Below are 24,345 nucleotides of genomic sequence, written 5' to 3'. Positions count from 1 at the left end.
CCGCGTTCAAAGCGCCTTCCTGTACCGGTAAGGACGGCCGGGACGCCTCGCCGAGCCGGCGCGAGAGGCGTCCCGGTTTTTATTTTTCGTTTTCGTCGTTCTTGTCGCCGTTTTCTTCGGTGCGGAACAGGGCTCCGGCCACGGGTGGACAATGGGCCGCGCCCTTGCTCTTGAGGGCGTCGCTGTATTCTTCCGAATAGAGTCCCAGCATGACCATGGCCAGGGAAAGGATCATGGGGCCGTAGAGAATGCCCAGGGGGCCGAAGTACTTGATGCCGCCGATGATGGAAAGGAACACGTAAAAGGTGGACATCTGGGCCTTGCCCTGCAACAGCAAGGGCCGCAGCACCGAGTCGATGGTGGAGACGATGCCCACGCCCCAGGCGGTCAGGATGGTCGCGCCCTTCCAGTCGCCTATGACCAGCAGGTAGATGGCCGCCGGAGCCCAGATCAGCATGGTGCCCACCACCGGCACCAGGGAGGCGAATCCCATCATCGAGCCCCAGAACAGGGCCGGAATGCCCACGATGGCCAGGCCGATTCCGCCGGCCACGCCCTGGCAGAGGGCGATGAGAAAGCTGCCCATGACCACGGACTTGGCCACGTCGCGCATCTTTTGCAGGATGCGGTTTTCCTGGTCCGCGTGCAGGGGGGAGAGACTGCGCAGTTGGGTCAGCATGGACTCGCCGTCGCGCAGAAGGAAAAACAGCACGAAGAGCATGATGAGAAAGTCCATGAGCAGGCCGATGAAGTTGCCCAGCAGCTTGGTGCCCATGTCCAGCATGATTTGGCCGGTGCGTCGCGAGAGGGCCAGCAGGTTGTTCTGGATGTTGAGCTTGTCGAAATCGATCTGCAAAAAGGGGATTTTGTCCTGTATCCAGTCGATGTAAGGAGCCAGGGTGTCGCTTTGCAGCAACTGCTCCGGGTGCGAGGTTTTGATCCAGGTTTGCAAGGATTCGAGGGAGTTGGCCGCCTGGCTCACCAGCGCCCCCAAAAAGAAGAAGCAGGGCAGGATGATGCCCAACGTGATGAGGGCGGCTGTCAGAAGCGCGGCCAGGGTGTTTTTCCCGCCCACGAGTTTGCGTATTCGGATATTGACCGGATGAAACAGCGTGGCCAAAATGATGGCCAGGAAAATGTTGTGCAAAAACGGGTAGAGCACCACATAGGCCAGGTAGAGCGAAACGGCCAGGATGCCCAGCAGAAACGAGGAATAAATGGGCGTTTTGGCTGACATGAAAGAGTCCCGTCCCACGCGGGGTCGCGGCCGGAGTGAACCGGGTTGCGCGCCGCGCTTTGCATACCAGACAAGTCGTTGCTCGAAAAGCGCCATTTGGGAGACGTAACCCCCCATGCCCCTGCTGCTTCCGCCTCGCGGAAAGCCCTGGCCCGACGTGGGCCCGGACATTCTCGCCCTGACCGGGGCCTCCAGCCTGAGCCGGGCGGAGGCCCGCCAGTTTTCCCTTGTGCTCTGGGCCAAGGGAGTGCCCCACCGGATGAAGCCCGCGCCCCAAGGCGTGCGTCTGCTCGTTCGGCCCGGGCGCAAGGAGGAAGCCCTGGCCGAAATCGAGGCCTATCTGCGCGAAAATCCCGCCGCGCCCGACCACCCGGTCGAAGCGCACCCGCGTGGGAGCTTTTGGCGTCAGCTTCCCGGCGTGCTGTGGAGTCTGGGCGCCGCCCTGGTGTTTCTCACCGCCACCGGCGCCCGGGACGGTCTGGGCGCGTTTTCCCTCAACTGGTACACCCGGGGCGTGGGCGACACCGGGCTCATGCTCAAGGGGCAGTGGTGGCGCGCGGTCACGGCCCTGTGCCTGCACGCCGACGTGGGACATCTCATGGGCAACGTCTGCCTGGGGGGCGTCTTTCTCGCGTTGTTGGCCGGCGAGGTGGGACTGGGGCCGGCGTGGCTGCTTACCCTGGCCTCGGGGGCGTGCGGCAACCTGGCCAAGGCCTGGCTTCAGGGGGCGGGCAGCCACTTCTTGGGGGCGTCCACGGCGGTGTTCGGCGGACTGGGCGTTCTGGCGGGATTTCGCGTGGCCAAAAGCCGGTCCAACCCGCGCTGGAAACGCGCCCTGCCCTTTGCGGCGGGGCTCATGATTTTGGCCATGCTGGGGGTGGGCTCAGAAGAAGAGGCGCGCACCATCGACCTGGCCGGACATTTTTTCGGTTTCGGGGCCGGGTGTCTGCTGGGCGCTGTCTGGGCCGCGGGGAATCCGGCCGGGCTCGGCCCCGAAGGGCCGGCCGGCGCGTGGTTCCGGTTTTTGTGCGGCGTATCGGCCGTATGTCTGGTGCTTACATGCTGGGCGTCAGCATTTCTTTTTTGACTTCTTTTTTTTCTTTTCGTCCTCGGATCTCGGACCGAGATCCATGGGCCTGGGGCATCAGCCGCCCCCGCCGTTTTTGTTGGGGCTTATGAGAAACAGCACCCAGATGACGGCCATGATCGCGAGCAAGGTCAAGGTGTCGCCCATGAGGGTCTCCTTTTCAGGATTGATTCGCCTTTATACGGAGTTTCGCTTCGGTCGCCAAGAGCCGGTTTCCGGAGGGGCGCGCTCTTTCTTTACAACGGCTCTTCAGGTGGCTTAAGGGACGACGAAACAGTTCACAGCCCTTGAGGAGCCAATTGCATGGAGACGCGGCGCATTCTGTCGGAAAGGGAAGACATCCGCTACCAGACGAAAAAACACTGGGCGGTCTTCCTCAAGGCCGGCATCTACTTTTTCCTGGCCATATTTCTCATGTGGTCCAAAGCGCCGTGGCAGGCCAGGGCGGTGACCCTGATCCCGCAGGAGTACCTGAAGGGCCTTTCCGCCGAAGATCTCCGGAGCTACAGCGCCGACACGCAACGGGCCATCCGTTCCGTGACGCCCGAACGAAAAACGCCGGCAGCGCCGGACGACCCCCGCAAGGGGGGACAAGCCATCGAACCGCGCACGGTGGGCAACATCCTGGTGCATGTGGCCGTCGGCGTGGTGTGGACCGTGTGCTTCGTGCTCACGCTTGTTTTCGGTTTTTTGGCCCTGTCGCGCCTGCTCAGTTTTTTCAGCAACAAGGTGGTCATCACGCCGAGGCGCGTCATCCAGCAGGACGTGCTGTCGGGGTCGCTGTCTTCGCTGAGTCTTTCCGCCGTGGAGTCCGTGCGCGCCAATACCGGCCTGTTGGGATCGGTCCTGGGGTACGGCACGGTCGTCCTGATCATGGCCAGCGGCCAGAAGGTCGTCATCGCCAACCTGCGTCGCCCTCACGAGTTCGAGCGCGAACTCTTCGCAGCCAAATGATCGCGCAGGTCCCGGCCGGCGCGACCGACCACGCCCCCGAGCGGAAAGGGCGCTCCTAGCCATGCGGTTCCCCAGACGGCCGAAGATGTTTCGCATCGGCATTCTCTTCAAGCTGATCTTCGTGTTCGCCTTCATTATGGCGATCATCTATTACACCACCAGCAATATTTTCGATTACCAACGCGGCATCGTCAACATCTCGCGGGAAGTGGTGAAGGTGCGCTTCGAGGTGATGAGCATCTCCCAGTCCATGGTGGACAGCCTGCTCGCCATGGAAGAAAACCAGAAAAAATTCGGAGTGCTCGGACAGGAGAACTACAAGCGCTACTTCGTGGCCGCCTTCAAGGAGTACCGGCGTTCCCTGAGTTCGATCCAGTGGTTTCGCTACGAGGGCTCCCAGGTGTGGAGCGACCTGGCCGACGAGTTCAAGCAGACTTTCCCCAATCAGGAGGCCATGGCCGACACCCCGCCCGGTTCTCCGCCCTGGGTCCCGCAGGAAAAGCTCAACGCCTGGCTGGAGACCATCTTCAAGGCCAAGCAGGACAACGAGCGCTTCATAGAATCGAGCATGCGCGAGCTGCACGCCTGGAGCGAAGCCGCCGTGCGCGCGGGTTTCATCGGACTTGGCGTCACCCTGGCCGTGGCGCTCATCGGCAGCTTTTATCTCACGTATTCCATCGTGCGCCCGTTGCGCGAACTGCGTCTCGGCATTCGGGCCTTCACCCTGGACGGCAAGCTCGAACCCGTGCGGGTGATCTCGCGCGACGAACTGGGGGAATTGGCCCAGACCTTCAACGAAATGACCGCCCGTCTCAAGGAAGAGGAAAAAATGCGCGCGGATTTCATCGACATGCTCAGCCACGAAATCCGCACGCCGCTCACTTCGATCCGCGAGTCGGTCAACCTCATGCGCGAGCAGGTTCTGGGCGAGGTCAACGACCGCCAGAAACGTTTTCTCGACATCGCCTCGTCCGAACTGGAACGCATTTCCCGGCTTTTGTCCCGGCTCATGCAGGTGTCGAGCATGTCTTCCCGGTTCATGACCCTGAGCTTCAAGCCCGTGGACCCCACCCACCTGCTGCACGAAACCGTGGACAAGGCCAGCCCCGCCGCGGAAGCCAAGCATATCGCCCTGACCACGCATGTGGCTCCGGAAATTCCTTCGGTGATGGCGGACACGGAACACTTGCGGCAGGCGCTTCTGAACCTTATAGGAAACGCCGTCAAATTTTCCGAGCCCGGACAGAGCGTGGACGTTTCCCTGCAACTGGCCGACGGCGGCAACCAACTGCTGTTTTCCATTGTGGATTCCGGGCCGGGCATTGAAGAAAACGAACAGCCCCTGGTGTTCAACAAGTACTACCGGGGCGAGAGCATGAAAAAAAGCGTGGACGGCATCGGCCTGGGGCTTTCCATCGCCAAGAACATCGTGGAAGCCCACGGTGGCAAGATATGGCTGAGCAGCCGGGCCGGACGCGGCAGCACGTTTTTTTTCACCATACCCATCACCAGGGAGAACCAGTGACATGTCCTCACCAATCGCCAGCCCGGTACGGACCGCTTCGCCTGTCGTCTTGGCGCTCTCAGTCTTGTTGGCGGCCCTGCTGGCCGGATGTGTGGAAAAATCCGCTCCGAAACCCGAGGCCGCTCCCCAGCCCGTGGCGGTGATCGATACGATGGACACCGGTTCGGCCTACGCCCAGGGCGTACGCGCCTTCTGGGAAAGCGACTACGGTACCGCGGCCACGATTTTCGAAAACCTCCTGCGCCGCCAGGAGGACGAATCCTTCCGTTCGCAGGCGCTCTACGGCTTGGCCTGCGCCCGCCTGGCCTCGGCCGACACCGCCGCGCAACTGCGCGAGGCCCGCGAAACCTGGCAGGACTGGGAACGCATCAACGCCGGAGACGGCGTGCGGGTCGATCCGCACATGCTCACGCCGTTTATTCAAAATCCCAAAATCGGCCACATCACCAAGGAAATGCGCCAGATGGCTCCGGCTACCCAGCCGCCTCGGGACACCGACTGCCTGAAACGCCTGCAGGACAAGGAGCGCGAGGTGTCCAACCTGCAGAAGCAGATCAAGGCCCTGGAGGCCATCCATCGGGAAATCCAACAAAAAAAGAGGATGACGGCCCCCTGACATGACGCCTACCCCCGGGAGAAAAACCATCCTGGTGGCTGATGATGATCCGCATATCCAGGAAGTGCTCGAGGTGCGCCTGGCCTCGGCCGGATACGAGGTCATCATCGCCACCGACGGGCGCGAGGCCCTGGATATCCTCGGACACACCGCCGTGGACCTGGTCATTTCGGATATTCGCATGCCGGGTCTGGACGGGTTGAGCCTGCAGGCCCGGTTGGAAAAAATCGCCCCCAACCTGCCCATCATCTTTCTCACCGCCTACGGCAGCATCCAGGACGCCGTGCAGGCCATCAAGAGCGGGGCGGTGGACTATCTGACCAAGCCCTTCGATGGACGCGAGCTTCTGGAAAAAGTGCGCCAGGTGATCGAAAAGACCGGAGAAGGGCCTACCGCGGCCGCTGGCGCGAACAAGGACAAGGACCGGACGAAGGAGCGGGACGGCATGTGGAATTCCCGTTCTCCCAAGATGCGCGAACTGGCCGAAATGGTCGACAAGGTGGCCGCCCGGGACGTGAGCGTGCTCTTGCTCGGAGAATCGGGCACCGGCAAGGAGCGTATCGCCCACCTGATCCATTCGCGAAGCCCCCGGCGGGACCATCCCCTGGTGATCGTGGACTGCGGCTCCACCCCGGCCACCCTGCTCGAATCCGAGCTGTTCGGCCACGTGAAGGGGTCCTTCACCCACGCGGTGCGGGACAAAAAGGGCCTGATCGAAGAGGCCCACAAGGGGACGCTCTTTCTCGACGAGATCGGCAACATTTCATCGGAAATGCAGGTCAGGCTGCTGCGCTTTCTGGAAAACCGAAAGATCAGGCGCATCGGCGACACCCGCGAAATCACCGTGGACTGCCGGGTCATCGCCGCCACCAACGCGGACCTGGCCCACGACGTGGCCGAGGGAACGTTTCGCGAAGACCTGTACTACCGCCTGCGCGTGGTGACCATTCTGGTGCCTCCGCTTCGCGAGCGCAAGGAGGACATCCCGCTCCTGGCCGAGCACTTCGTGTCCCTGTTCTGCAAGAGCCAGGGCATGGAAACCGTGGAAATTCCCGAACGCACCATGCGGGCCTTGCTTAACTACGACTGGCCCGGCAACATACGCGAGCTCAAGAACGCCATCGAAGCGGGCGTGGTCCTGTGCAAGGGCGGGGTCCTGCAACCCGAAGACCTGCAGATCGCCCCTCCGGCTGGCCGGGGAGGGCAGAACCACGTGGGAGACGCCCTGTCCCTGGACGAAAGCGAGAAGCAGGCCATCATCCGCGCCCTGGAAAAGGCCGACTGGGTGCAAAAGGACGCCGCGCCCTTGCTGGGCGTGAGCCGGCGAGCGCTCAACTACAAGATCCAGAAATACGAAATCGAAATCCCCACGCGAAAGGCCAGGCACAACAAACTCAAGTCGTGAAGCCGATTGGAAACGCCCGCCTCGGCTGCGCCCGGTTCGGCAAGTCCGACGCGGCGTCGAAACAGCCCTCTTCAGGCCCGATCGCTTTCGCGTCGCACTTTTTCGCCTGAAGAACCGGCCCGCGGATACGCTTCGGAGACGACGCCCGGCGGTCGGAACGGAGCATGCGCCGTCCGAGCCCTTTTCATCCGTCGGTCCGTGGGCTACAAAGTCAAAGCGATCCCCCCCAAACGTTTCACCGAACAAGGCTCATGGAGCACCAGACCCCCTTTGTCCCCCCGTCCCAGCGAAGGCGCCGGTCACGCAGGATCGAGCGCCTGGTGGTATTGCCCTTCGGCAAGTCGTTGATCATCAGCGTGCGCGGCATCCGGGCACGACTGGGGCGTTGCCTGGTGACCATGGTCGCCCTGGTGCTGGCCGTGGCCTTCCTGGCCTTCACCCTGGCCGGGGACGACGTGGCCAGGGGGCTTCTGGCCTCGGGCCGCCACGATCTGGCGGCCGCCCTGATACGCGCCGGCTACGACCTGACGCCCGGTCCCGAACCCGGCACCTTTCTGCCCGTGATCGGCGCCAAACAGCGCTGGATCGTGGGGCTTTCGCTCCTGGTGTGCGCGGTGGGCATCGTCAACGCCCAGCTCATGTCCGTGACCGAACGTTTTCGCGAAATCGGAGCCATGAAGTGCCTGGGCGCGCTCGACAGCTTCGTGCTGCGCCTGTTCTTGCTGGAGGCCCTGATTCAGGGCTTGGCCGGAGCCCTGGCCGGAGCGCTGATCGGCGTGGCGGCCGCGTTCGCCGTGGGGCTCGCGCGCTTTGGATGGGCCGGCGTCGGACAGGCGGACTGGACGGGCCTGGCGACGAGCTTCGGCCTGTCCCTTGCGGCGGGGGTCGGACTCAGCCTGATCGGGGTGGTGTATCCGGCCCTGGTGGCTTCGCGCATGCCTCCGGTGGTGGCCATGCGCGCCGAGGAGTAGGGGAAGGCATGCGCGAAATACACGATGTGGTGCGCGTCTCCGGGGTCACCAAGACTTTCGAGGTGGGACGCCAGACCGTGGAAGCCCTCAAGGGCGTGGACCTGGCCATACGCACAGGGGAGTATCTTTCCATCATGGGGCCGTCGGGGTCGGGCAAGTCCACGCTCTTCAACATGATCGGAGGGCTCGACAAGCCCAGCGCCGGCAAGGTGTTCATCGACGAGGTGGACATCGCCCAGCTCGACGCCTACGAACTGGCCTGGCTGCGCAACCGCAAGATCGGCTACATTTTTCAGACGTTCAACCTCATTTCGGTCATGACCGCCCTGGAAAACGTCACGCTGCCCATGACCTTCGCGGGTATTCCCGATGACGACGCCGCACGGCGCGGCCTGGAGCTTCTGGATCTGGTGGGTCTGTCGGCCCGTCACGGACACAGGCCCATGGAGCTTTCCGGCGGACAGCAGCAGCGCGTGGCCATCGCCAGGTCCCTGGCCAACAATCCGGCCATCGTGCTGGCCGACGAACCCACCGGCAACCTGGATCTTTCCACCGGGGAAGAAATCATCGCCCTGCTCAAGTCCCTTTCCGTGGAGCGCGGGGTCACGGTCATCTCCGCCACCCACGACTATAAGATGCTTTCCGTTTCGGACCGCGTGGTCTGGATTCGCGACGGACGCATCGACAAGATCGAAAATCGCGATGAACTCGACATCACCGTGGGGGCCATCGGCTCCAGGGGCGACTAGGCGCATGGCTCGTTTTTTCGCGGCCTTGTCCCGTTGCCTCTGCGTGGTCCTGCTTTTGGTCCCGGCGGCGGTCCGTCCCGCTTGGTGCGCCAAGGCCCAGGCGCCGGACCCGGCAGCCGTGGCCGCCTTTGCCGCCGACCCCGTCCGGGCCCTGGCCTCCCTGGGCGACCGCTCCCCCGGCACTGCCGGAGCCGCCCGGTCCGCCGCGCTGATTCGGGAATTTTTCCAGGGCCTTGGAGCGGGCAAAGTGCTGACGCAGACCTACCTCGCCCCGGCCAAAATTCACGGTCCCTGTGCGCTCACGGTGGAAGGACTGGCCGAGCCCCTGCCCATCCGGCAGCTCGACCTGAACGTCCTCACGCCAGCTGCGGCGGCGGCCCTGACCGGCCCCCTGGTCTACGGCGGACGAGGCGAAATGGCCGACCTGGATGGCAAGACCGTGGCCGGAGCCATCGTGGTGCTCGACCTGGACTCCGGGCGCAACTGGCAAAACGCCGCCCAGTTGGGCGCCTTGGCCGTCATCTATTTGGACCGCGACGAGCCCGGCGAAGCCGGATTCTATCGAGACAAGGTGGAGCTCACTCCGGTGGTGTTTCCCCGCTTTCGCCTGCTCTGCGCCCAGGCCCACCGGGCTTTCGGTCCCCTGGAGCGCGCCCCGGCCGGGCGGATCGCTTCCAAGGCGCGCATAGATTCCGCCGCCCGCTGGGAGCGCGTGCCGGCCGAAAACGTCTATCTGCTGGTCAAGGGCACGGACGAAAGTCTTGCCGGCCAAGCCGTGATCGTGGAAGCCTTCTACGACGCCGCGTCCTTTGTGGCCGGCTTGGGACCGGCGGCGGACCAGGCCTCCTCCCTGGCCGGTCTGGTGGACGCGGCCAAGTCCCTGGCGGCGAATCCGCCCCGGCGCACCACGCTTCTGGCCGCGACATCCGGTCACGGCCAGGCCCTGGCCGGGTTTCGCGAGTGCCTGGGGGCGCTTACGGCCAAGAGCAGCCATGAGCGCGCTTGGCGCAAGACCTTGGACAAGCGCGTCCGCAAGGCGGAAGAGGTGCTTGCGGCTCTGGACCGGACCGACGCGTCTGACCGGGCTTCCGGCGACCCGAATGCGGCCCTGGCCGATCCCGCGCTGGCCGGCCCCCTGGAAACGGCCTTCAAGGACGAAGCCGACCGCACCGGAGCGCTTCTGGCCGCCCTGCGTCTGGAAGGGCGCGAGGAGAACCAGGGCGTTGTGGCCGCCCTGACCCAGTCGCGCAAGCTTTTGCGCCAGATGATCTGGCGGGGCGAGGGGCTCAAGGGCTTGAGCGGGCCGGAGGCGGCCCTGGTGCGCGGACTGTTGCCGGGCATTCGCGACGCCTACCGCTACAGTCTCCGCCAGACCCGGTTGGAGTTGGCCGCGGCCAAGAGCGCCCGCGACCTGCGCAACCTCATGGAGCCCTATGCCGTTTCCGCGGCGGCGTCGCTCAACCTTTCCAGCCACGGGGACGCGGTGGCGGCGGTGAGCGCCGGCTGGCTCTACGACCTGCGACCGGAGATTAACCGGATTCGGCCCTACGCCAGGCTTTCGCGTCTGCTGGAAAAAAACGCCGGACGACTGGGCAAGACCGGGAAATGCGCCCCGTTCGTGGACGGGCTGCGCGCCGATCCCGATACGCCCTGGCGCAGTCTCTTTGTGGACCGTCCTCCTCTGGGCGGCGAGGTGAGCGCCCTGGCCGGGCTGCCGGGCTTCACCCTGGCCACCGCCAACGACGCGCGCGGGACCTGGGGAACGCCGGGGGACACCGTGGACCGCGTGGACCGGCAAAACCTGGAGCGCCAGATCCGGTTGACCACGGGCCTGGTGCGCTCCCTGGCCGACGCCGACCTGCCCAAGCCCGAAAAATCCGGACGCTCCGGCTTCGCCACCTTGACCGTGCGGGCCGGGTTCGTGCGACAGGGCGAGCCCTTTGCCGATCGTCCGGCCGGAGGGGCGACGGCGATCGTCTACCAGGGCAAGAGCCGATTCCCGGTCATGACCGGGCCGGACGGCACGTTGCGTTTGCCTGGCCTGGCCGACGCGCGCAACGTCTCGGAAAAGGCCGTGGTGGAGGCCTACCGCTTTTCGCCGGAGGACGGACGGGCCGTCTGGGCCGTGGACAGGCGGGCCACGGTCAAGGACGCCTACCGGGTGCGCATGCGCCGGCTGGAGGCGCGTTCCAATCTGGTGATGTTCGCCTGTCGTCAGAGCACGCTCTTGGGCATGTTCGACCCCAGAAGTTTTCGCTATTTCACCCGAGCCCAGGTGTTCGACGCCAGGACCGACGCCGAGCCGGTCCACTACTGGCTTTCGCGTCTCGACACCCTGGACTCCACCTTGTTGAGCGTCTTTCTGGAATCCGGCACCCGGTACAAGCTCACCCTGTCGGACACGGCCCTGGCCAGAAAGGCGCTGCTTACCAACGCCGTGCCCGGACGCCCCGAAGGCGTGGGCTATCTGGTGGACGAATGCCCCTTGCTGCCCCGGAGCGACGTTCTGGCCGCCAGGGACATGTGGAGTCTGGTCTCGCCGCGTTTGGCCAATCTGGAAGCCCACGGCGTGACGAGCGAGCGGCTGGACGAAATGCTGCGCTCCGGCACCGATCGGCTGATGCGGGCGCAAAAGGCCCTGGCCGATCGCGACTATTCCCTGGGCATGAGCCAGGCCAGAGCCAGCCTGGCCCTGGCCGGTCGAGTCTACAACGACGTGGAGAAAACCCAGCGCGACGTGCTCGTGGGGGTGCTCTTTTACATCGCGCTGTTCGCTCCTTTCGCCTACTGCCTGGAACGGCTGCTCTTCGCCTACGCGGACATTCACCGCCGTCTCGCGGCCCTGGGCGGCATCATGGCCGTGGTCATCGCCCTGGTCTGGGCCGCGCACCCGGCTTTTCGACTCACGTACAATCCGGCCGTGGTCATCATGGCCTTTTTCCTCATGGTGTTGGCCGCGCTGGTTTCCGGGCTGATTTTCGCCCGGTTCGAGCGGGAAATGGCCGGCTTGCAACGACGTTCCAGCCATCTCAAGGCCGAGGAGATCGGGCACTTCAAGGCGTTCGCCGCGGCGTTCGCCATCGGCGTGGCCAACCTGAGACGGCGCAAGGTGCGCACGGCGCTCACCTGCGTCACCCTGGTGCTTCTCACCTTCACCATCTTGAGTTTTACATCGGTCAGAAGCGTCCGTCTGGAAAGCTCGGTGCGCTTTTCCGACACGGCGCGCTATCAGGGAATTCTCCTGCGCAACCTGGGCTGGAAATCCTTGCCCGTGGAAGCGCGAGGCGTGCTCGACGATCTCGGCGGGCAGGGAGCCGTGGCCGCCAGGGCCGCGCTGGAAAGCGCCGACCGGACCGTCCCCCTGGTGGTGACCCTTTCGAGCGGAGACAGCCGAGCCCGAGCCCTTGGCGTCATGGGCTTGGGACCGCATGAAAACGCGGTGAGCGGAGCGGGGCGGGTGCTTACCGCCGGACGGTGGTTCCTGCCGGGCGAAAATCGGGCCGTGCTGCTGCCCGAGGACCTGGCCGCGCGGCTTGGAGCCCGCCCGGGCGAGCCCGGACACGACCGGGTGACCCTGTGGGGCCAGTCCTACACCGTGATCGGATTGTTTTCAGGAGCCGCGCTGGACCACTGGACCGATCTGGACGGCGAGCCCCTCACTCCGGTGGTCTTTCCCACCGAATCCGCCGTGGAGGCCAGCGATGCGGAAAAGGACTCGGTGGAGTCCGGCGAGGATCTGGTGGCCTATCAGGGCCGTTACGAACACTTGGCCGGCGACTCCGTAATCATTTTGCCGGTGGACACGGTGTTGGGCCTGGGCGGCCACCTCAAGAGCCTGGCCCTGTCGGGAGCTGGAGCGGGGAGCGCTTCCGAGCTGGCCGACCGTTTCGGCCTGTCGGTCTACGAGGGCCGCCCCCAGGGCGCGTTCGTGGTCCACGCCGGAGAAGCGTTGAGCTACTCGGGGGCCGCCAACTTGGCCGTGCCTTTGGCCATAGCGGCTTCCATCGTGCTTTCCACCATGATCGGCGCGGTCTACGAGCGCAAGCGCGAAATCGCGGTGTACACGGCCGTGGGCCTGGCCCCGAGCCACGTGGCCTTTCTTTTCGTGGCCGAAGCCCTGGCCTTTGCCGTGATCTCGTCGGTGCTGGGCTATCTGGTGGCCCAGGGCGCGGCGGCGGCGTTTTCGGGAACCAGCGTCTGGCAGGGCATGACCGCCAACTATTCCTCGCTTTCCGGGGTGGCGTCGCTTCTTCTGGTCATCGCCGTGGTGCTGGCCTCGGCCGTGTATCCGGCCCGGGTGGCGGCACGCGTGGCCATACCGGACGCCAGCCGGGCCTGGACTCCGCCGGAGCCGCGCGGATCGACCATGAAGGCCACCTTGCCCTTTCTCATGCGCTTGGGCGAACAGGACCTGGCCGCCGGTTTTCTCATGCAATACTTGAAGTCTCACGAGGACGTGTCCCACGGACTTTTCGCCACGGCCGACATCGGCGCGGATTTCGTCTGTCCCTGGATGACGCCGGGCGGAGGCGAACATCCCGGCCTGACTCACGAGGCTTTCCTCCCCCTTTCGGACTGCGTGCGCGTGGGCGCCACGGTCTGGCTGGCGCCCTTCGATTTCGGAGTCAATCAGCGGGTGTCGGTGAGCTTTCTGCCGGCGCTGTGGCACCCGGGATTCATGGAGATCGAAGTGCGGCTCGAACTCAAGGCCGGCGAGGTACGCATGTGGAAGCGCCTGAGCGTGAACTTTCTCAATGCCTTGCGCAAGCAGCTCCTGGTCTATAGAACCCTGGACGACGAGGCCCGGCGATCCTTCGCCGCCAACACCCAGGCCATGCGAAGCCAAGCCGGGGACAAGGTCGGATGAGCCGGCTTGGCCAACCTCTTTTTTCGGGCTGCCGGGCCACGGTCCGCCAACCCGCACCCGGAGCGACTCCGAGCGTGATCCGCCGATGAAAACCACACCCGTCAGGCCGCGCGCCATGATCCTGGGCGTGACGTTGGGCGCGCTTTTGTGCCTGGCCACGCCCTACAACAACCTCTACCTGGGGGCCACGCCGCTGGCCGGAGGCCATTTTCCCCTGGCTCCGTTCGTGCTGGTCGTTGTTTTGGGGCTCCTGCTGTCCGCCTGGTCGCGCCTGACCGGACGCGCTCCGTTCTTGCGCGGGTCGGAATTGCTCACGGTGTGGATTCTTGGCGTGCTCATGTGCGGCATCGCGTTCACCGGATTGGCCAGGACCTTTTTCATCAATCTCACCGCTCTGGCCCGATTTGGAACCGAGGGCGGACGCTTGGGCCCCGAGCTGGCCGGACTCATGCCCCACGGTCTGGCCGTGACCGATCCCGCGGCCGTGGAAGCGCTTTACAACGGATTGCCAGGCGGACGCGACCTGTCCTGGTGGCAGGCCCTGGCCCGCACGCCCTGGAGCGCCTGGGTCGGACCGCTTTCGGCCTGGGGAGTGTTCGTGGGCTTGTGCTTCGCGGTCATGGTCTGCCTGGCCAACCTGCTGGGGAGGCAGTGGGTGGTGGCGGAACGCATGAATTTCCCCCTGCTGCGTCTGCCCCTGCTCATGGCCGAACGCCTGGACAAGGGCGGTTTCGCCTCCTTTTTCACGGATCGCTACCTGTTGGCCGGGCTTTGTCTCCCCGTGGCCCTGCATACCCTGAACGGACTGGCCTTTTACGTTCCGTCCGTGCCCCAGATTCCCACCATCATCGCGGCCGGGCCGTATTTTCCCCGCACGGGACTGCTGTCCGGGTATCAAAAACTTCGCATCTGCTTCTATCCGGCCTTTGTTGGATTCGCCTTTCTGGCCGCGCGCCAGGTGTCATTGTCCTTCTGGCTGTTTTTCCTGCTGGGAGGGTTCGTTTCCGGGGCCTTGGCCTGGGCCGGTTGGCAGATTCCCGCACAGGCCCTCGGCGTGGCCTTCGGCCCAGGCCTCGCCGCCCCGGAAGATACCCAGGCCATCGGAGCCTACGGCGTGTTCTTTCTCTTTGTCGTTTGGCTGGCCCGCCGACATCTCTGGGAAGTGACCCGGCAAGCCCTGCGCTTCAAGTTCGGACCGCCCCGTCCCGGGGAGTGGTTCTCCGCCGGGTTGGCCTTCTGGGGGCTGGTCATCGGCGGAAGCGGGCTGTGCGCCTGGTGCGCCTGGTTCGGCATGCCCCTCGTGCAGACCGGGCTCATGCTGGCCATGTTCTTCATCGTCACCCTGGTGGCCAGTCGCATCGTCTGTCAGGGCGGAGTGGCCTACTTCACCTTGGCGGCCGCGCCCATGGACGGACTCACGGCCCTTTTGGGCTCCTCGTTCTTCGCCGGGGCCGCGCTGCTTACCGGCGCGGTCATGCAGAAGATGGAGTTTCTCGACCTGCGTGAATCGCTCATGCCTTCGCTGATCCACGCCTCCAAAGTGAGCGAGCAGGTTTCCAACAGGCGGATGTACTTTCTGGGCATGGTGACGGCCCTGGTGGTGGGCGTCGCGGCGTCTTTGGCGGCCATGCTGGTCCTTTGCCATCAGGTGGGGTTGCAAGGGCTCAGCGTGCAATGGGAAACCTCCACGGTGCTGGGCGTCTACGAAAACGCCCGTCGACTGGTGGAAACGCCCTCCGGACCGAACGGATGGGTCATGGGCTTCGCCCTGGCGGGGGCCGGAGTCATGACTCTTCTCATGCTGGCTTACCAGCGTTTTCCCTGGTGGCCCCTGCATCCCCTAGGCTATCTCACCATGTACAGCTCGTCCATGCGCATCCTGTGGTTTTCGTTCTTCCTCGGTTGGCTGAGCAACCAGCTCACCTTGCGCTACGGGGGCATGCCGCTTTTCATCCGGGTGCGCATGGTGTTCATCGGGCTCATCGTGGGCGACTTCCTCATGGGCGCGGTGTTCGCCGTGGTGGGACTCTTTCTGGGACAAAGCTACCAGGTATTGCCGGGATAGGCCGTGGAAGACAGGGAACTCAAGGAATATCGGGACGTTCTGCAACCTCCGAGCGAGTTTCGCGAGGGGTTCGACTGGCGCACCATCGTGGGGGCGGTGTTCATCGGCTTTCTCATGATGCCGGCCTCCATGTACCTCAACCTCGTGGTGGGCGCGGGCATAGGCCCGGCCGCGCGCTGGGTGACCATCATTCTCTTCGCCGAGATAGCCAAGCGGGCCTATACCGACCTCAAACAGCAGGAGGTCTTCCTGCTGTACTACATGGCCGGCGCGGCCATGCACTCGCCTTTCCAGGGACTTTTGTGGAACCAGTATCTGGTGCAGTCCGACGCGGCCAGAATGCTGGGCCTTGCCGAGTACATCCCCTCCTGGGTGGCCCCGGCCGCCGGATCGGCCTCCCTGGCCGAGCGAACCTTTCTGCATCGGGAGTGGCTGGTGCCCGTGCTTTTGCTGGTGGGCTCCCAGATCGTGCAGAGGGTGGACCACTTCGGCCTGGGCTACGCCCTGTACCGCATCACTTCCGACGTGGAGAAGCTCCCCTTTCCCATGGCCCCGGTGGGGGCGCTGGGCACCATGGCCCTGGCCGAATCCGCCGAGGAACGAAAAACCGGCTGGAAATGGCGGGTGTTTTCCATCGGCGGAGTGATCGGAATGGCCTTCGGCGCGCTGTACGTGCTGTTTCCCGTGGTGTCGGGATTGATCTTCACCGAGCCGGTACGGCTCATCCCCTTGCCCTGGGTGGAGCTGACCCGACACACCGAGGACGTACTTCCCGCCGTGGCCACGGGCGTGCAGTTCGATCTCGGCCTTGTGTTCACGGGCATGGTGTTGCCGTTCTGGGCCGTTATCGGCGGTCTGGTGGGCCAGGTCATCACCTTTGTGGCCAATCCGCTGCTCTACGAACACGGCGTGCTGCACCGCTGGCACAAGGGCATGGGCACCGTGGACACCGTGTTCGCAAACAGCGTGGACTTCTACATGAGCTTCGGCCTGGGCCTGGGCCTGGCCATCGGCGCCATCGGCCTGTGGGGCGTGTTCAAGGGATTTCGCAAGGCCACGGGCCGCGCCAGCTACCGCGAGGTGTTTCGCGGGCGTCCCGAACGCGGGGACATCAACTTCTTCGTCTCGCTGGGCATCTACCTGTGCTCCACCCTGGCCTACATCTGCCTGTGTCGCGTGCTGGTGCCGGGGTTCCCCTGGATATTCTTCGTGCTTTACGGTTTCGTCTACACGCCGCTCATCTCCTACATCACCGCCCGCATGGAGGGCGTGGCCGGACAGTTCGTCAGCCTGCCCCTGGTGCGCGAGGCCAGCTTCATCGCTGGAGCGAAGTTTTTCGGTTATTCAGGCATAGAGATATGGTACGCGCCCATACCGATCCACAACTACGGCAAGGCCACCGTGGACTTTCGCGAGATCGAGCTCACCGGAACCAGCCTGCGCGGCATCATCAAGGCCGAGTTCGTGGTGTTTCCCGTGGTGATGGTGGCAAGCCTGCTCTTTTCCCAATTCATCTGGCAACTGGCCCCGATTCCTTCGGTGGCCTATCCGTACGCCCAGGAAATCTGGCGCCTTCAGGCCCTGAACACCCTGCTCATGCAGACCTCCACCATCGAGGGCAATTCGCTTTTCTTCCAGTCTCTGAACGCGACCTACCTGACGGCCGGACTGGGGCTCGGGCTTATCTCCTACGGGGCCTTGAGCGCCCTGGGAATGCCGGTGCTGCTGGTCTATGGCGTGGTGCGCGGCCTGGGCCAGCACATTCCCCACGGGCTGGTGCTCGAAGTGGTGGGCGCGCTTCTGGGACGGTTCTATTTCCGCAAGCGGTACGGCGTGATGTGGCGACAGTACGCGCCGGTGCTGCTGGCCGGGTTTTCCTGCGGCATGGGGCTCATGGGCATGTTCGCCATGGGCGTGACACTGGTGATGAAAAGTCTCGGCAAGGCGGCGTTCTGAGCGCCTTGACCGGGGGAAACGCTTGCCCTATGGTACCGCGTCTTTTTCCGGCTGGCCCCTTGACGGGGCGCGAAAGCTGATTATTCCTAAAACGCGCAATGTTTTTGCTTTTTCAGGAGGCCGCATGGCTCGCATTACCGTTGAAGATTGCCTTTCCATCATCAACAACCGCTTCATGATCGTACAGATGGCCATCAAGCGGGTGAAACAGTTCCGCGAGGGATACGACCCCCTGGTGGAATGCAAGAACAAGGAAATCGTGACCTCGTTGCGCGAGATCGCGGGCGGCAAGGTGCTGCCTTCCGAAGGGCTGGATCAACCCGGCCTGTACCCGAAACAATAGCTTTTCATCATGATGACCGCCAAAGCTGACTATTACGAAGTGTTGGGTATTACCCGCTCGGCGAGCGAAGACGAGATCAAGAAGGCTTACCGCCAGATGGCCTTCAAGCACCATCCGGATCGCAACCCCGACGATCCCGAAGCCGAGGCCAAGTTCAAGGAGGCCGCCGAAGCCTACGAGGTGTTGCGCGACAGCCAGAAACGCGCCCGCTACGACCGCTTCGGCCACCAGGGACTCGGCGACACCGGCTTTGGCGGTTTCCATTCCGCCGAGGACATCTTCAGCACGTTTTCCGACATCTTCGGCGACGTGTTCGGCTTTGCCGGCGCGGGGCGGGCGCGGGGTCCCCGGCCCCAGGCCGGCAACGACCTGCGCTACGACCTGCGCGTCACCTTCCGCGACGCGGCCCTGGGCAAGGAAGTCACTCTGCGCATCCCCAAAAACGTGGTCTGCCCGGAATGCGACGGCACGGGCGCGGCTCCGGGCACCAGCACCGAGACCTGCCGCCAGTGCGGCGGAGTGGGCCAGGTGCAGCAGAGCCAGGGATTTTTCCGCATCGCGGTGACGTGTCCCATCTGCCGGGGCGAGGGCCGGGTGATTCCCCATCCCTGTCCGCGCTGTCGGGGACGCGGCCAGGTGCAGGACACGCGCGAACTTTCCGTGCGCATTCCCGCCGGAGTGGACGACGGTTCTCGCCTGCGCCTGCGCGGCGAAGGCGAGCCCGGTCTGCACGGCGGGCCTCCCGGCGATTTGTATGTGGTCATCCATGTTGAGGAGGACAAGGTCTTTCGCCGCGAGGGACAAGATCTGCTCTACACCGTGGAAATCTCCATGGTGCAGGCCGCCCTGGGCGACAAGATCGAAGTGCCCACCCTGGAAGGGACCGAGGTGATGGATATCCCCAAGGGAACCCAGTCGCGCGAGGTGTTTTCCCTGCGGGGCTTCGGTCTGCCGCATCCCGGACGGCATCAGAAGGGCGACCTGCAGGTCGAGGTGATCGTCAAGATCCCCAAGGGCCTGACCAAGAAGCAGGAAGAGCTGCTGCGCGAGTTCGCCAAGCTCGAAGAGGACAAGCCCCTCAAGAAGGTCAAGAATTTCATCAACAAGGCCAAGGACGCGGTCCTGGGCTCCTGATGGACGTTCCCGGCCGGCTGACCCATCTGGACGACCACGGGCAAGCCCGCATGGTGGATGTGGGGGCCAAGACTCCCACCCTGCGCGTGGCCGTGGCCGAAGCCGTGGTGCGCCTGGCCCCGGCCACTTTCGCCCTGTTGTCCGATGGCGGACTGCCCAAGGGAGACGCCCTGGCCACGGCCCGTATCGCCGGCATCCTGGCGGCCAAGAAGACCGCCGATCTCATTCCCCTGTGCCACCCCCTGGGGTTGGATGCCGTGGACGTGCGCTTTACCCTGGATGAGGCCGAGCACCGGGTGGTCATTCAAGCCGAAGCCCGGCTCACCGCCAAGACCGGTGTCGAGATGGAGGCCATGACCGCCGCCAGCCTGGCCGCGCTCACCCTCTACGACATGTGCAAGGGCGTGCAGAAGGATATTATGATCGAAAGCGTGCGGCTTCTGTACAAATCCGGGGGCAAGAGTGGGGAGTTCCGAGCGCCATCCCGGTAACGACCGGATCGGGCGCAAACGAACCGGCTGAATTTCAAAAGAAACGCGGAGACGGGGTCACCCTGTCTCCGCGTTTCTTGTTGTTTCCTGAAGCGTAGCTACCAGACCATCCGCATCTTCACCCCTTGGGCGCTGATGTATTCCTTGAGCTGGCTTATGGTGTATTCCCCGTAGTGCACGATGGAGGCGATGAGCGCGGCGCTGGCCTTGCCTTCCTTCAGGGCGTCCACCATGTGCTGGGGCGTGCCGGCGCCTCCCGAGGCGATGACCGGAATGGAAACCGCTTCGCTGATGAGCCGGGTCAGGTTGAGTTCGTAGCCGTCCTTGGTGCCGTCGGCGTCGATGGAGTTCACGCAGAGTTCCCCGGCGCCCAGGGCTTCGGCGGTCTTGGCCCATTCTATGGCGTCCAGGCCCATGTATTTGCGTCCGCCGTGGATCACGATCTCGTAGCCGGAGGGGATGTTTTCGCTCACCGGGACCTGTTTGACATCCATGCCCACCACCACGCATTGCGACCCGAAAGCCGCCGCGCCCTGGCTGATGATGTCCGGGTTTTTCACCGCGGCCGAGTTCACCGAAATCTTTTCGGCTCCCGCCAGCAGGACGGCCCGCATGTCCTCCACGGTGGAGATGCCCCCGCCCACGGAAAACGGGATGAAGATCTTCGAGGCGACCTTTTCCACCACCTTGAGCATGATGCCGCGGCCCTCGGCCGAGGCGGTGATGTCGTAGAAGACAATTTCGTCCGCGCCCTGCTCGTAGTAGAGTTGCGCGGTCTCCACGGGGTCACCGATGTCCACGTTGCCGGCGAACTTCACGCCCTTGGTGAGTTTGCCGTCGCGCACGTCCAGGCAGGGAATCACGCGTTTACTGAGCATTGGTGGCCTCCCCGCAGTACGCCGCGAAGTTGGAGAGCAGTTTGAGCCCGGGGCGTCCGCTCTTTTCCGGGTGGAACTGCACGGCCCACAGCCCCGTGCGTCCGTGCACCGAACAGAAGCTCAGCCCGTATTCGGTGACGCCCAGCACGAATTGGGGCCGGGGAACCGGATAGTAGCTGTGCACGAAGTAGAATTCCGAATCCGGATCCACGCCTTCGAAGATTTCGCAGGGGCCGGTCAGGCGGACCTTGTTCCATCCCATGTGCGGCACGCGGATGGGTTGGCCGTCCTCCTCGGTGAGGGCGCGGCTGAACATGGCGCACTCGCCGGGCACGATGCCGAGCGCCTGGGTGTCGTTTTCGGCCGAGTAGTCGAGCAGGATCTGGCAGCCCACGCAGATGCCCAGCAGGGGTTTCTTGTCGGCCACCAGTTGGCGCAGCACCGCGTCGAGCCCGGTGCTGGTGAGTTCGTCCATGGCCTGGCCCGCGGCGCCCACGCCGGGAAAGATCACGCCGGAAGCCTGGCGCAGCGCCTCGGGGTCGGCGGTCACCCGGCAGGCGACGCCCAGGGCGTCCAGGGCGCGGCGCACGCTGGTCTGGTTGCCGGCCTTGTAGTCAAGAATGGCGAGCATGGTGTTCCTCCCGTTGGCGGGGTGCTAGTAAAATTCCCCGGTGAGGGCAAGTGCAAAAGGGCCGTCCCGGCCTTGCATTCGCGCCACGCCTCGCATACCTGGGCGGGTGACCCGTCGGGCTCTGGAAAGCGCGGAACGAAAAAGACGCGCGCAAACGACCGACAAGGAGGAACGCCATGCACATCGTCACCGGCGGAGCCGGATTTTTGGGCAGCGCCATCGTGTGGAAGCTCAACCGCCTGGGCGTCGACGACATTCTGATCGTGGACAATCTGGGCACGGGCGAAAAATGGCGAAACCTCACGGGCCTGCGCTTCGCCGACTACATGGACAAGGCCGACTTCCTGCGCCGCATCGAGGATGGCCGGGACCGCTTCGGGGTCAAGGCCGTGGCGCACATGGGGGCCTGTTCCTCGACCACGCAGCGCGACGCCTCCTACCTCATGGAAAACAACTATCGCTACAGTCTGGCCGTGGCCCGTCTCTGCCTGGGATGCGGGGCCAGGCTGGTGCACGCCTCCAGCGCGGCCACCTACGGCGACGGTTCCCAAGGATTCGACGACGATCCCGCCGGACTGGACACGCTTCGGCCCATGAATCCCTACGGCTATTCCAAGCATCTCTTCGACCTGGCGGCCAGGCGCCACGGCTGGCTGGATTCCATAGCCTGCCTCAAGTTCTTCAATGTCTACGGTCCGGGCGAACACCACAAGGGCGACATGCGAAGCGTGGTGTGCAAGGCCTTCGAACAGGTGCGAGACACGGGCGTGGTGCGGCTTTTCCGTTCGCACCGCCAGGACTACGCGGACGGACGCCAGGAGCGCGATTTCGTCTACGTGAAGGACTGCGCCGACGTGGTGGCCTGGCTCCTGGACAACCCGCAGGTGGGTGGAATTTTCAACGTGGGCACGGGCAAGGCCAGGACATTTTACGACCTGACGGCGGCGGTCTTCTCGGCCCTGGGACGGCCCGAACGCATCGAATACGTGGACATGCCCGAACCCATTCGCGACACCTACCAGTACCACACGCAGGCCACGGTGGAGCGCCTGCGCAACGCCGGGTACGCGCAGCACTTCACGGAACTGGAGGACGGAGTGCGGGACTATGTGCGGCGGTACCTGGCGAACGGCGAATCGCACCTCTGAGCGAAACCCTGAGCGAACGTGAAAAAACGTCGCTCGCTCCCGCTGCACGCGTCAGGCCCCCATGCGCGCGGGCTGCCGCGACCTTGCGGTTCGCGCCGAAGCTTCGCCGCCAGACGGTTGCGTCAGAGGCGTCGTTATTTCCTTCTCTTGAAGAGCTTCTCCAGTTCCTTTTTGTCCCAACTGACCACCACCGGTCTGCCGTGAGGGCAGAAATCGCGGTCGGGCAGGGCGGACCAGGCCTCGATCAGCGCCAGGGCCTCGTCCGGGGCCAGGGAGTCTCCGGCCTTTATCGCCGCCTTGCAGCTCATGACCGCGAACAGGTCGTCCATGCTCCGGGCCTGGCCCGAGAGCACCTCGCGCAAAAACTCCTTGGCCTGGCCCGGAGTGAAAAGCGGCGGCACGCCCCGAACGGCCAGCACGCCGGGTTTGACCGATTGCATATGAAAGCCCAGGGAACACAATTCGGCCCACAGGGCCGAAAGCCGGGACTGCTCCGAGGCGTGCAGGGCGAGTTCGAAGGCGATCCCCAGGGCGTGGCTTTCCCCCCTGGTTTGTCCGGCCTTGAGCCGGGAAAACAGCACCCGTTCATGGGCGGCGTGCTGGTCCACCAGGGCCAACCCCTGTCCGGCCAGGCCCAACACCAAATAGGTATCCGCCACTTGGCCCAGGTACACGGGGCCGCCGTGGGTTGGCCGCGCGGAGCGGGCGGGCGCGATTCCCGGCCGGTCGAGGTCTGACCCGGGCCGCTTCGCAACGCTCGCTCCCCGGGGTGCGGTTCGCTCGTCGCCAAACCCGGACCTGCGATCTGCGGTGACGGACCTGTCCGCGTCCGGCGAAACGGGGAGGTCGTCCATGTCCGAGTCGAAACGGAAGTCGTCCGGTCCGGCTGGCGCGCCCTCTTCCGAGGCCGGGCCTTCCGGCTCCATGAAGCCCCCGGAAAGTCCGCCGCGCCGCAGAAAGGCCGGTGTGTTGGGATCTTCCGGGGCCGCTGCTCCGGGACCGGGTCGGGAGGCGGCCGGGGCGGCGCGTCCCGGATCCTTTTCCCCGTAGGACGGTCGGGGCTCGCCCAGACTCGGCGGCTCCTGGGCGTCCTGGCTTGCGATGTCCTGCAGGTACTGGGGGTAGCTCGCGTACTTGGTCCGGGGAAACGTCGGATCTTCCTGGCGCAGGGTGGGGCGGGTGTTTCCCATGACCTCGACCATGCGGGCCGAGGGCCCGGCCATGTCCAGACTTTTCAGCACCCCGTGGCGCACCAGGGTGAAGATTTGTCCCTCGTTGCGAAAGCGCACCTCGGTCTTGGCCGGGTGCACGTTGACGTCCACCTCGCCCGGCGGCAGGGTGAGAAAGAGTACGGCCTGGGGATACTCGCGCGAGAGCATGCGCCCCTTGTAGGCGTCGCGCACGGCCCGCATGAGCACCCGGTCTTGGACCGGCCGGGCGTTGACGTAGAAGAGCATGCGGTCCGGCCGGGCCTGTCCCACGTGAGGCAGGCCGATCAGGCCGGAGAGGACGTAGCCGTGCAGCGCGTCCTCCACCGGGACCAGGGCCTCGGTCAAGGCCGGGGGCCACAGGCTCTGCAGGCGCGCGCGCAGATCTTGCCCGGCCACGAAACGAAGCGCCGTGCGCTGGCCCACGGTGAGTTTGAGCGCCACGTCCGGCCGGATCAGGGCCACTCTGGCCAACACCTCTTCGCAACGCTTGAGCTCCGTGGCGGGGCTCTTCATGAACTTGAGGCGGGCCGGCACGTTGGCGAACAAGTCGCGCACCTCGACCTTGGTGCCCTGGACCATGGCCGTGGGGCCCTGGTTCTCGATCCGGCCGAAATGCACGTCCACAAAGGCGGCTTCCGCGGTGTCCGCGTTTCGGGAGGAAAGGCGCAGCCTGGAAACCGAAGCGATGGAAGGCAGCGCCTCGCCCCGAAAGCCGTAGCTTTCCATGGACTCCAGGTCGCTCATGGCCGTGAGCTTGCTGGTGGCGTGCCGGGTGAGCGCCAGGGGCATCTCGGTTTGATTCAGGCCCAGGCCGTTGTCCTGCACGGATATGAGCGAGAGCCCGGCGTTTTCCAGCGTGACGTGCACCCTGGTGGCTCCGGCGTCCAGGCTGTTTTCCACGAGCTCCTTGACGACGCTGGCCGGGCGCTCTACCACCTCTCCCGCGGCTATCTGGTTCTGCAGCTCCGGGGGCAACACCCGGATGGTGCGGTAGGCGTTTTCCTTCATGGCCGCCGGTTACCACGACCCGGTTCCAATGCCTAGCGGCCTTGCGAGAACCGGTTGCGGCGGCTCCCG

At 64.7% G+C, this 24,345-nt stretch carries 18 protein-coding genes; 14 read left to right on the top strand and 4 right to left on the bottom strand.

From position 1 onward, the window contains the following. Positions 1-79: 79 nt before the first annotated feature. The gene (locus ACYQ01_RS01665; protein WP_459932097.1) at positions 80-1,237 is read right to left on the bottom strand and encodes an AI-2E family transporter; all 1,158 of its coding nucleotides are present in this window, start codon (positions 1,235-1,237) and stop codon (positions 80-82) included. A gap of 115 nt (positions 1,238-1,352) precedes the next feature. Between ACYQ01_RS01665 and ACYQ01_RS01660 the strand changes: the two genes are divergently transcribed. From ACYQ01_RS01660 to moaC, 13 genes are all read left to right on the top strand, one after another. Continuing rightward, positions 1,353-2,324 (top strand): rhomboid family intramembrane serine protease, encoded by a 972-nt coding sequence (locus tag ACYQ01_RS01660; RefSeq protein ID WP_459932096.1) that lies wholly within the window; start codon positions 1,353-1,355, stop codon positions 2,322-2,324. A gap of 303 nt (positions 2,325-2,627) precedes the next feature. Beyond that, the gene (locus ACYQ01_RS01655; RefSeq protein WP_459932095.1) at positions 2,628-3,278 is read left to right on the top strand and encodes a PH domain-containing protein; all 651 of its coding nucleotides are present in this window, start codon (positions 2,628-2,630) and stop codon (positions 3,276-3,278) included. Between the two features lie 61 nt (positions 3,279-3,339). Then, complete coding sequence (locus tag ACYQ01_RS01650) at positions 3,340-4,803, top strand: sensor histidine kinase (protein WP_459932094.1); 1,464 nt, start codon at positions 3,340-3,342, stop codon at positions 4,801-4,803. Between the two features lies 1 nt (position 4,804). Further along, complete coding sequence (locus ACYQ01_RS01645; RefSeq protein ID WP_459932093.1) at positions 4,805-5,419, top strand: tetratricopeptide repeat protein; 615 nt, start codon at positions 4,805-4,807, stop codon at positions 5,417-5,419. A gap of 1 nt (position 5,420) precedes the next feature. Then, positions 5,421-6,824 carry a sigma-54-dependent transcriptional regulator gene (locus tag ACYQ01_RS01640; protein WP_459932092.1) on the top strand — a complete coding sequence of 468 codons (1,404 nt, stop codon included), beginning with the start codon at positions 5,421-5,423 and terminating at the stop codon, positions 6,822-6,824. A 320-nt stretch (positions 6,825-7,144) separates the two neighbouring features. Then, the gene (locus ACYQ01_RS01635) at positions 7,145-7,795 is read left to right on the top strand and encodes an ABC transporter permease (RefSeq protein ID WP_459932091.1); all 651 of its coding nucleotides are present in this window, start codon (positions 7,145-7,147) and stop codon (positions 7,793-7,795) included. Between the two features lie 8 nt (positions 7,796-7,803). Then, positions 7,804-8,544 (top strand): ABC transporter ATP-binding protein, encoded by a 741-nt coding sequence (locus tag ACYQ01_RS01630; protein WP_459932090.1) that lies wholly within the window; start codon positions 7,804-7,806, stop codon positions 8,542-8,544. A gap of 4 nt (positions 8,545-8,548) precedes the next feature. After that, positions 8,549-13,411, top strand: a complete 4,863-nt coding sequence (locus ACYQ01_RS01625; protein WP_459932089.1) for an FtsX-like permease family protein — start codon at positions 8,549-8,551, stop codon at positions 13,409-13,411. 85 nt (positions 13,412-13,496) lie between these two features. After that, positions 13,497-15,476 carry a DUF6785 family protein gene (locus tag ACYQ01_RS01620; protein WP_459932088.1) on the top strand — a complete coding sequence of 660 codons (1,980 nt, stop codon included), beginning with the start codon at positions 13,497-13,499 and terminating at the stop codon, positions 15,474-15,476. Between the two features lie 3 nt (positions 15,477-15,479). After that, positions 15,480-17,432 (top strand): OPT family oligopeptide transporter, encoded by a 1,953-nt coding sequence (locus tag ACYQ01_RS01615; protein WP_459932087.1) that lies wholly within the window; start codon positions 15,480-15,482, stop codon positions 17,430-17,432. Positions 17,433-17,556: 124 nt separating this feature from the next. After that, positions 17,557-17,775: a DNA-directed RNA polymerase subunit omega gene (rpoZ, locus tag ACYQ01_RS01610; protein WP_459932086.1), complete on the top strand. Its 219-nt coding sequence runs from the start codon at positions 17,557-17,559 to the stop codon at positions 17,773-17,775. Between the two features lie 12 nt (positions 17,776-17,787). After that, positions 17,788-18,909 carry a molecular chaperone DnaJ gene (gene dnaJ, locus ACYQ01_RS01605; protein ID WP_459933874.1) on the top strand — a complete coding sequence of 374 codons (1,122 nt, stop codon included), beginning with the start codon at positions 17,788-17,790 and terminating at the stop codon, positions 18,907-18,909. Beyond that, positions 18,909-19,400: a cyclic pyranopterin monophosphate synthase MoaC gene (moaC, locus tag ACYQ01_RS01600; RefSeq protein WP_459932085.1), complete on the top strand. Its 492-nt coding sequence runs from the start codon at positions 18,909-18,911 to the stop codon at positions 19,398-19,400. The genes dnaJ and moaC overlap by 1 nt, the downstream gene beginning before the upstream one ends. 98 nt (positions 19,401-19,498) lie before the next feature. On the opposite strand, the gene hisF is transcribed toward moaC, so the two are convergent. Both hisF and hisH read right to left on the bottom strand, forming a co-directional pair. After that, on the bottom strand, positions 19,499-20,278 hold the full coding sequence (gene hisF / locus ACYQ01_RS01595; protein ID WP_459932084.1) for an imidazole glycerol phosphate synthase subunit HisF: 780 nt from the start codon (positions 20,276-20,278) through the stop codon (positions 19,499-19,501). Beyond that, positions 20,268-20,909 (bottom strand): imidazole glycerol phosphate synthase subunit HisH, encoded by a 642-nt coding sequence (gene hisH, locus ACYQ01_RS01590; protein ID WP_459932083.1) that lies wholly within the window; start codon positions 20,907-20,909, stop codon positions 20,268-20,270. Before hisH ends, hisF begins: the two co-directional genes overlap by 11 nt. 176 nt (positions 20,910-21,085) lie before the next feature. Here hisH and rfaD point away from each other — a divergent pair, with 176 nt between their 5' ends. Beyond that, positions 21,086-22,057 (top strand): ADP-glyceromanno-heptose 6-epimerase, encoded by a 972-nt coding sequence (gene rfaD, locus ACYQ01_RS01585; RefSeq protein WP_459932082.1) that lies wholly within the window; start codon positions 21,086-21,088, stop codon positions 22,055-22,057. Positions 22,058-22,191: 134 nt separating this feature from the next. Here the strand turns inward: rfaD and mutL are convergent, their stop codons facing one another. After that, positions 22,192-24,276, bottom strand: a complete 2,085-nt coding sequence (gene mutL, locus ACYQ01_RS01580) for a DNA mismatch repair endonuclease MutL (protein WP_459932081.1) — start codon at positions 24,274-24,276, stop codon at positions 22,192-22,194. Between the last annotated feature and the right edge of the window lie 69 nt (positions 24,277-24,345).

The sequence above is a fragment of the Fundidesulfovibrio butyratiphilus genome (genome assembly GCF_054657235.1).
This window is presented reverse-complemented; position numbering and strand designations above follow the sequence as displayed.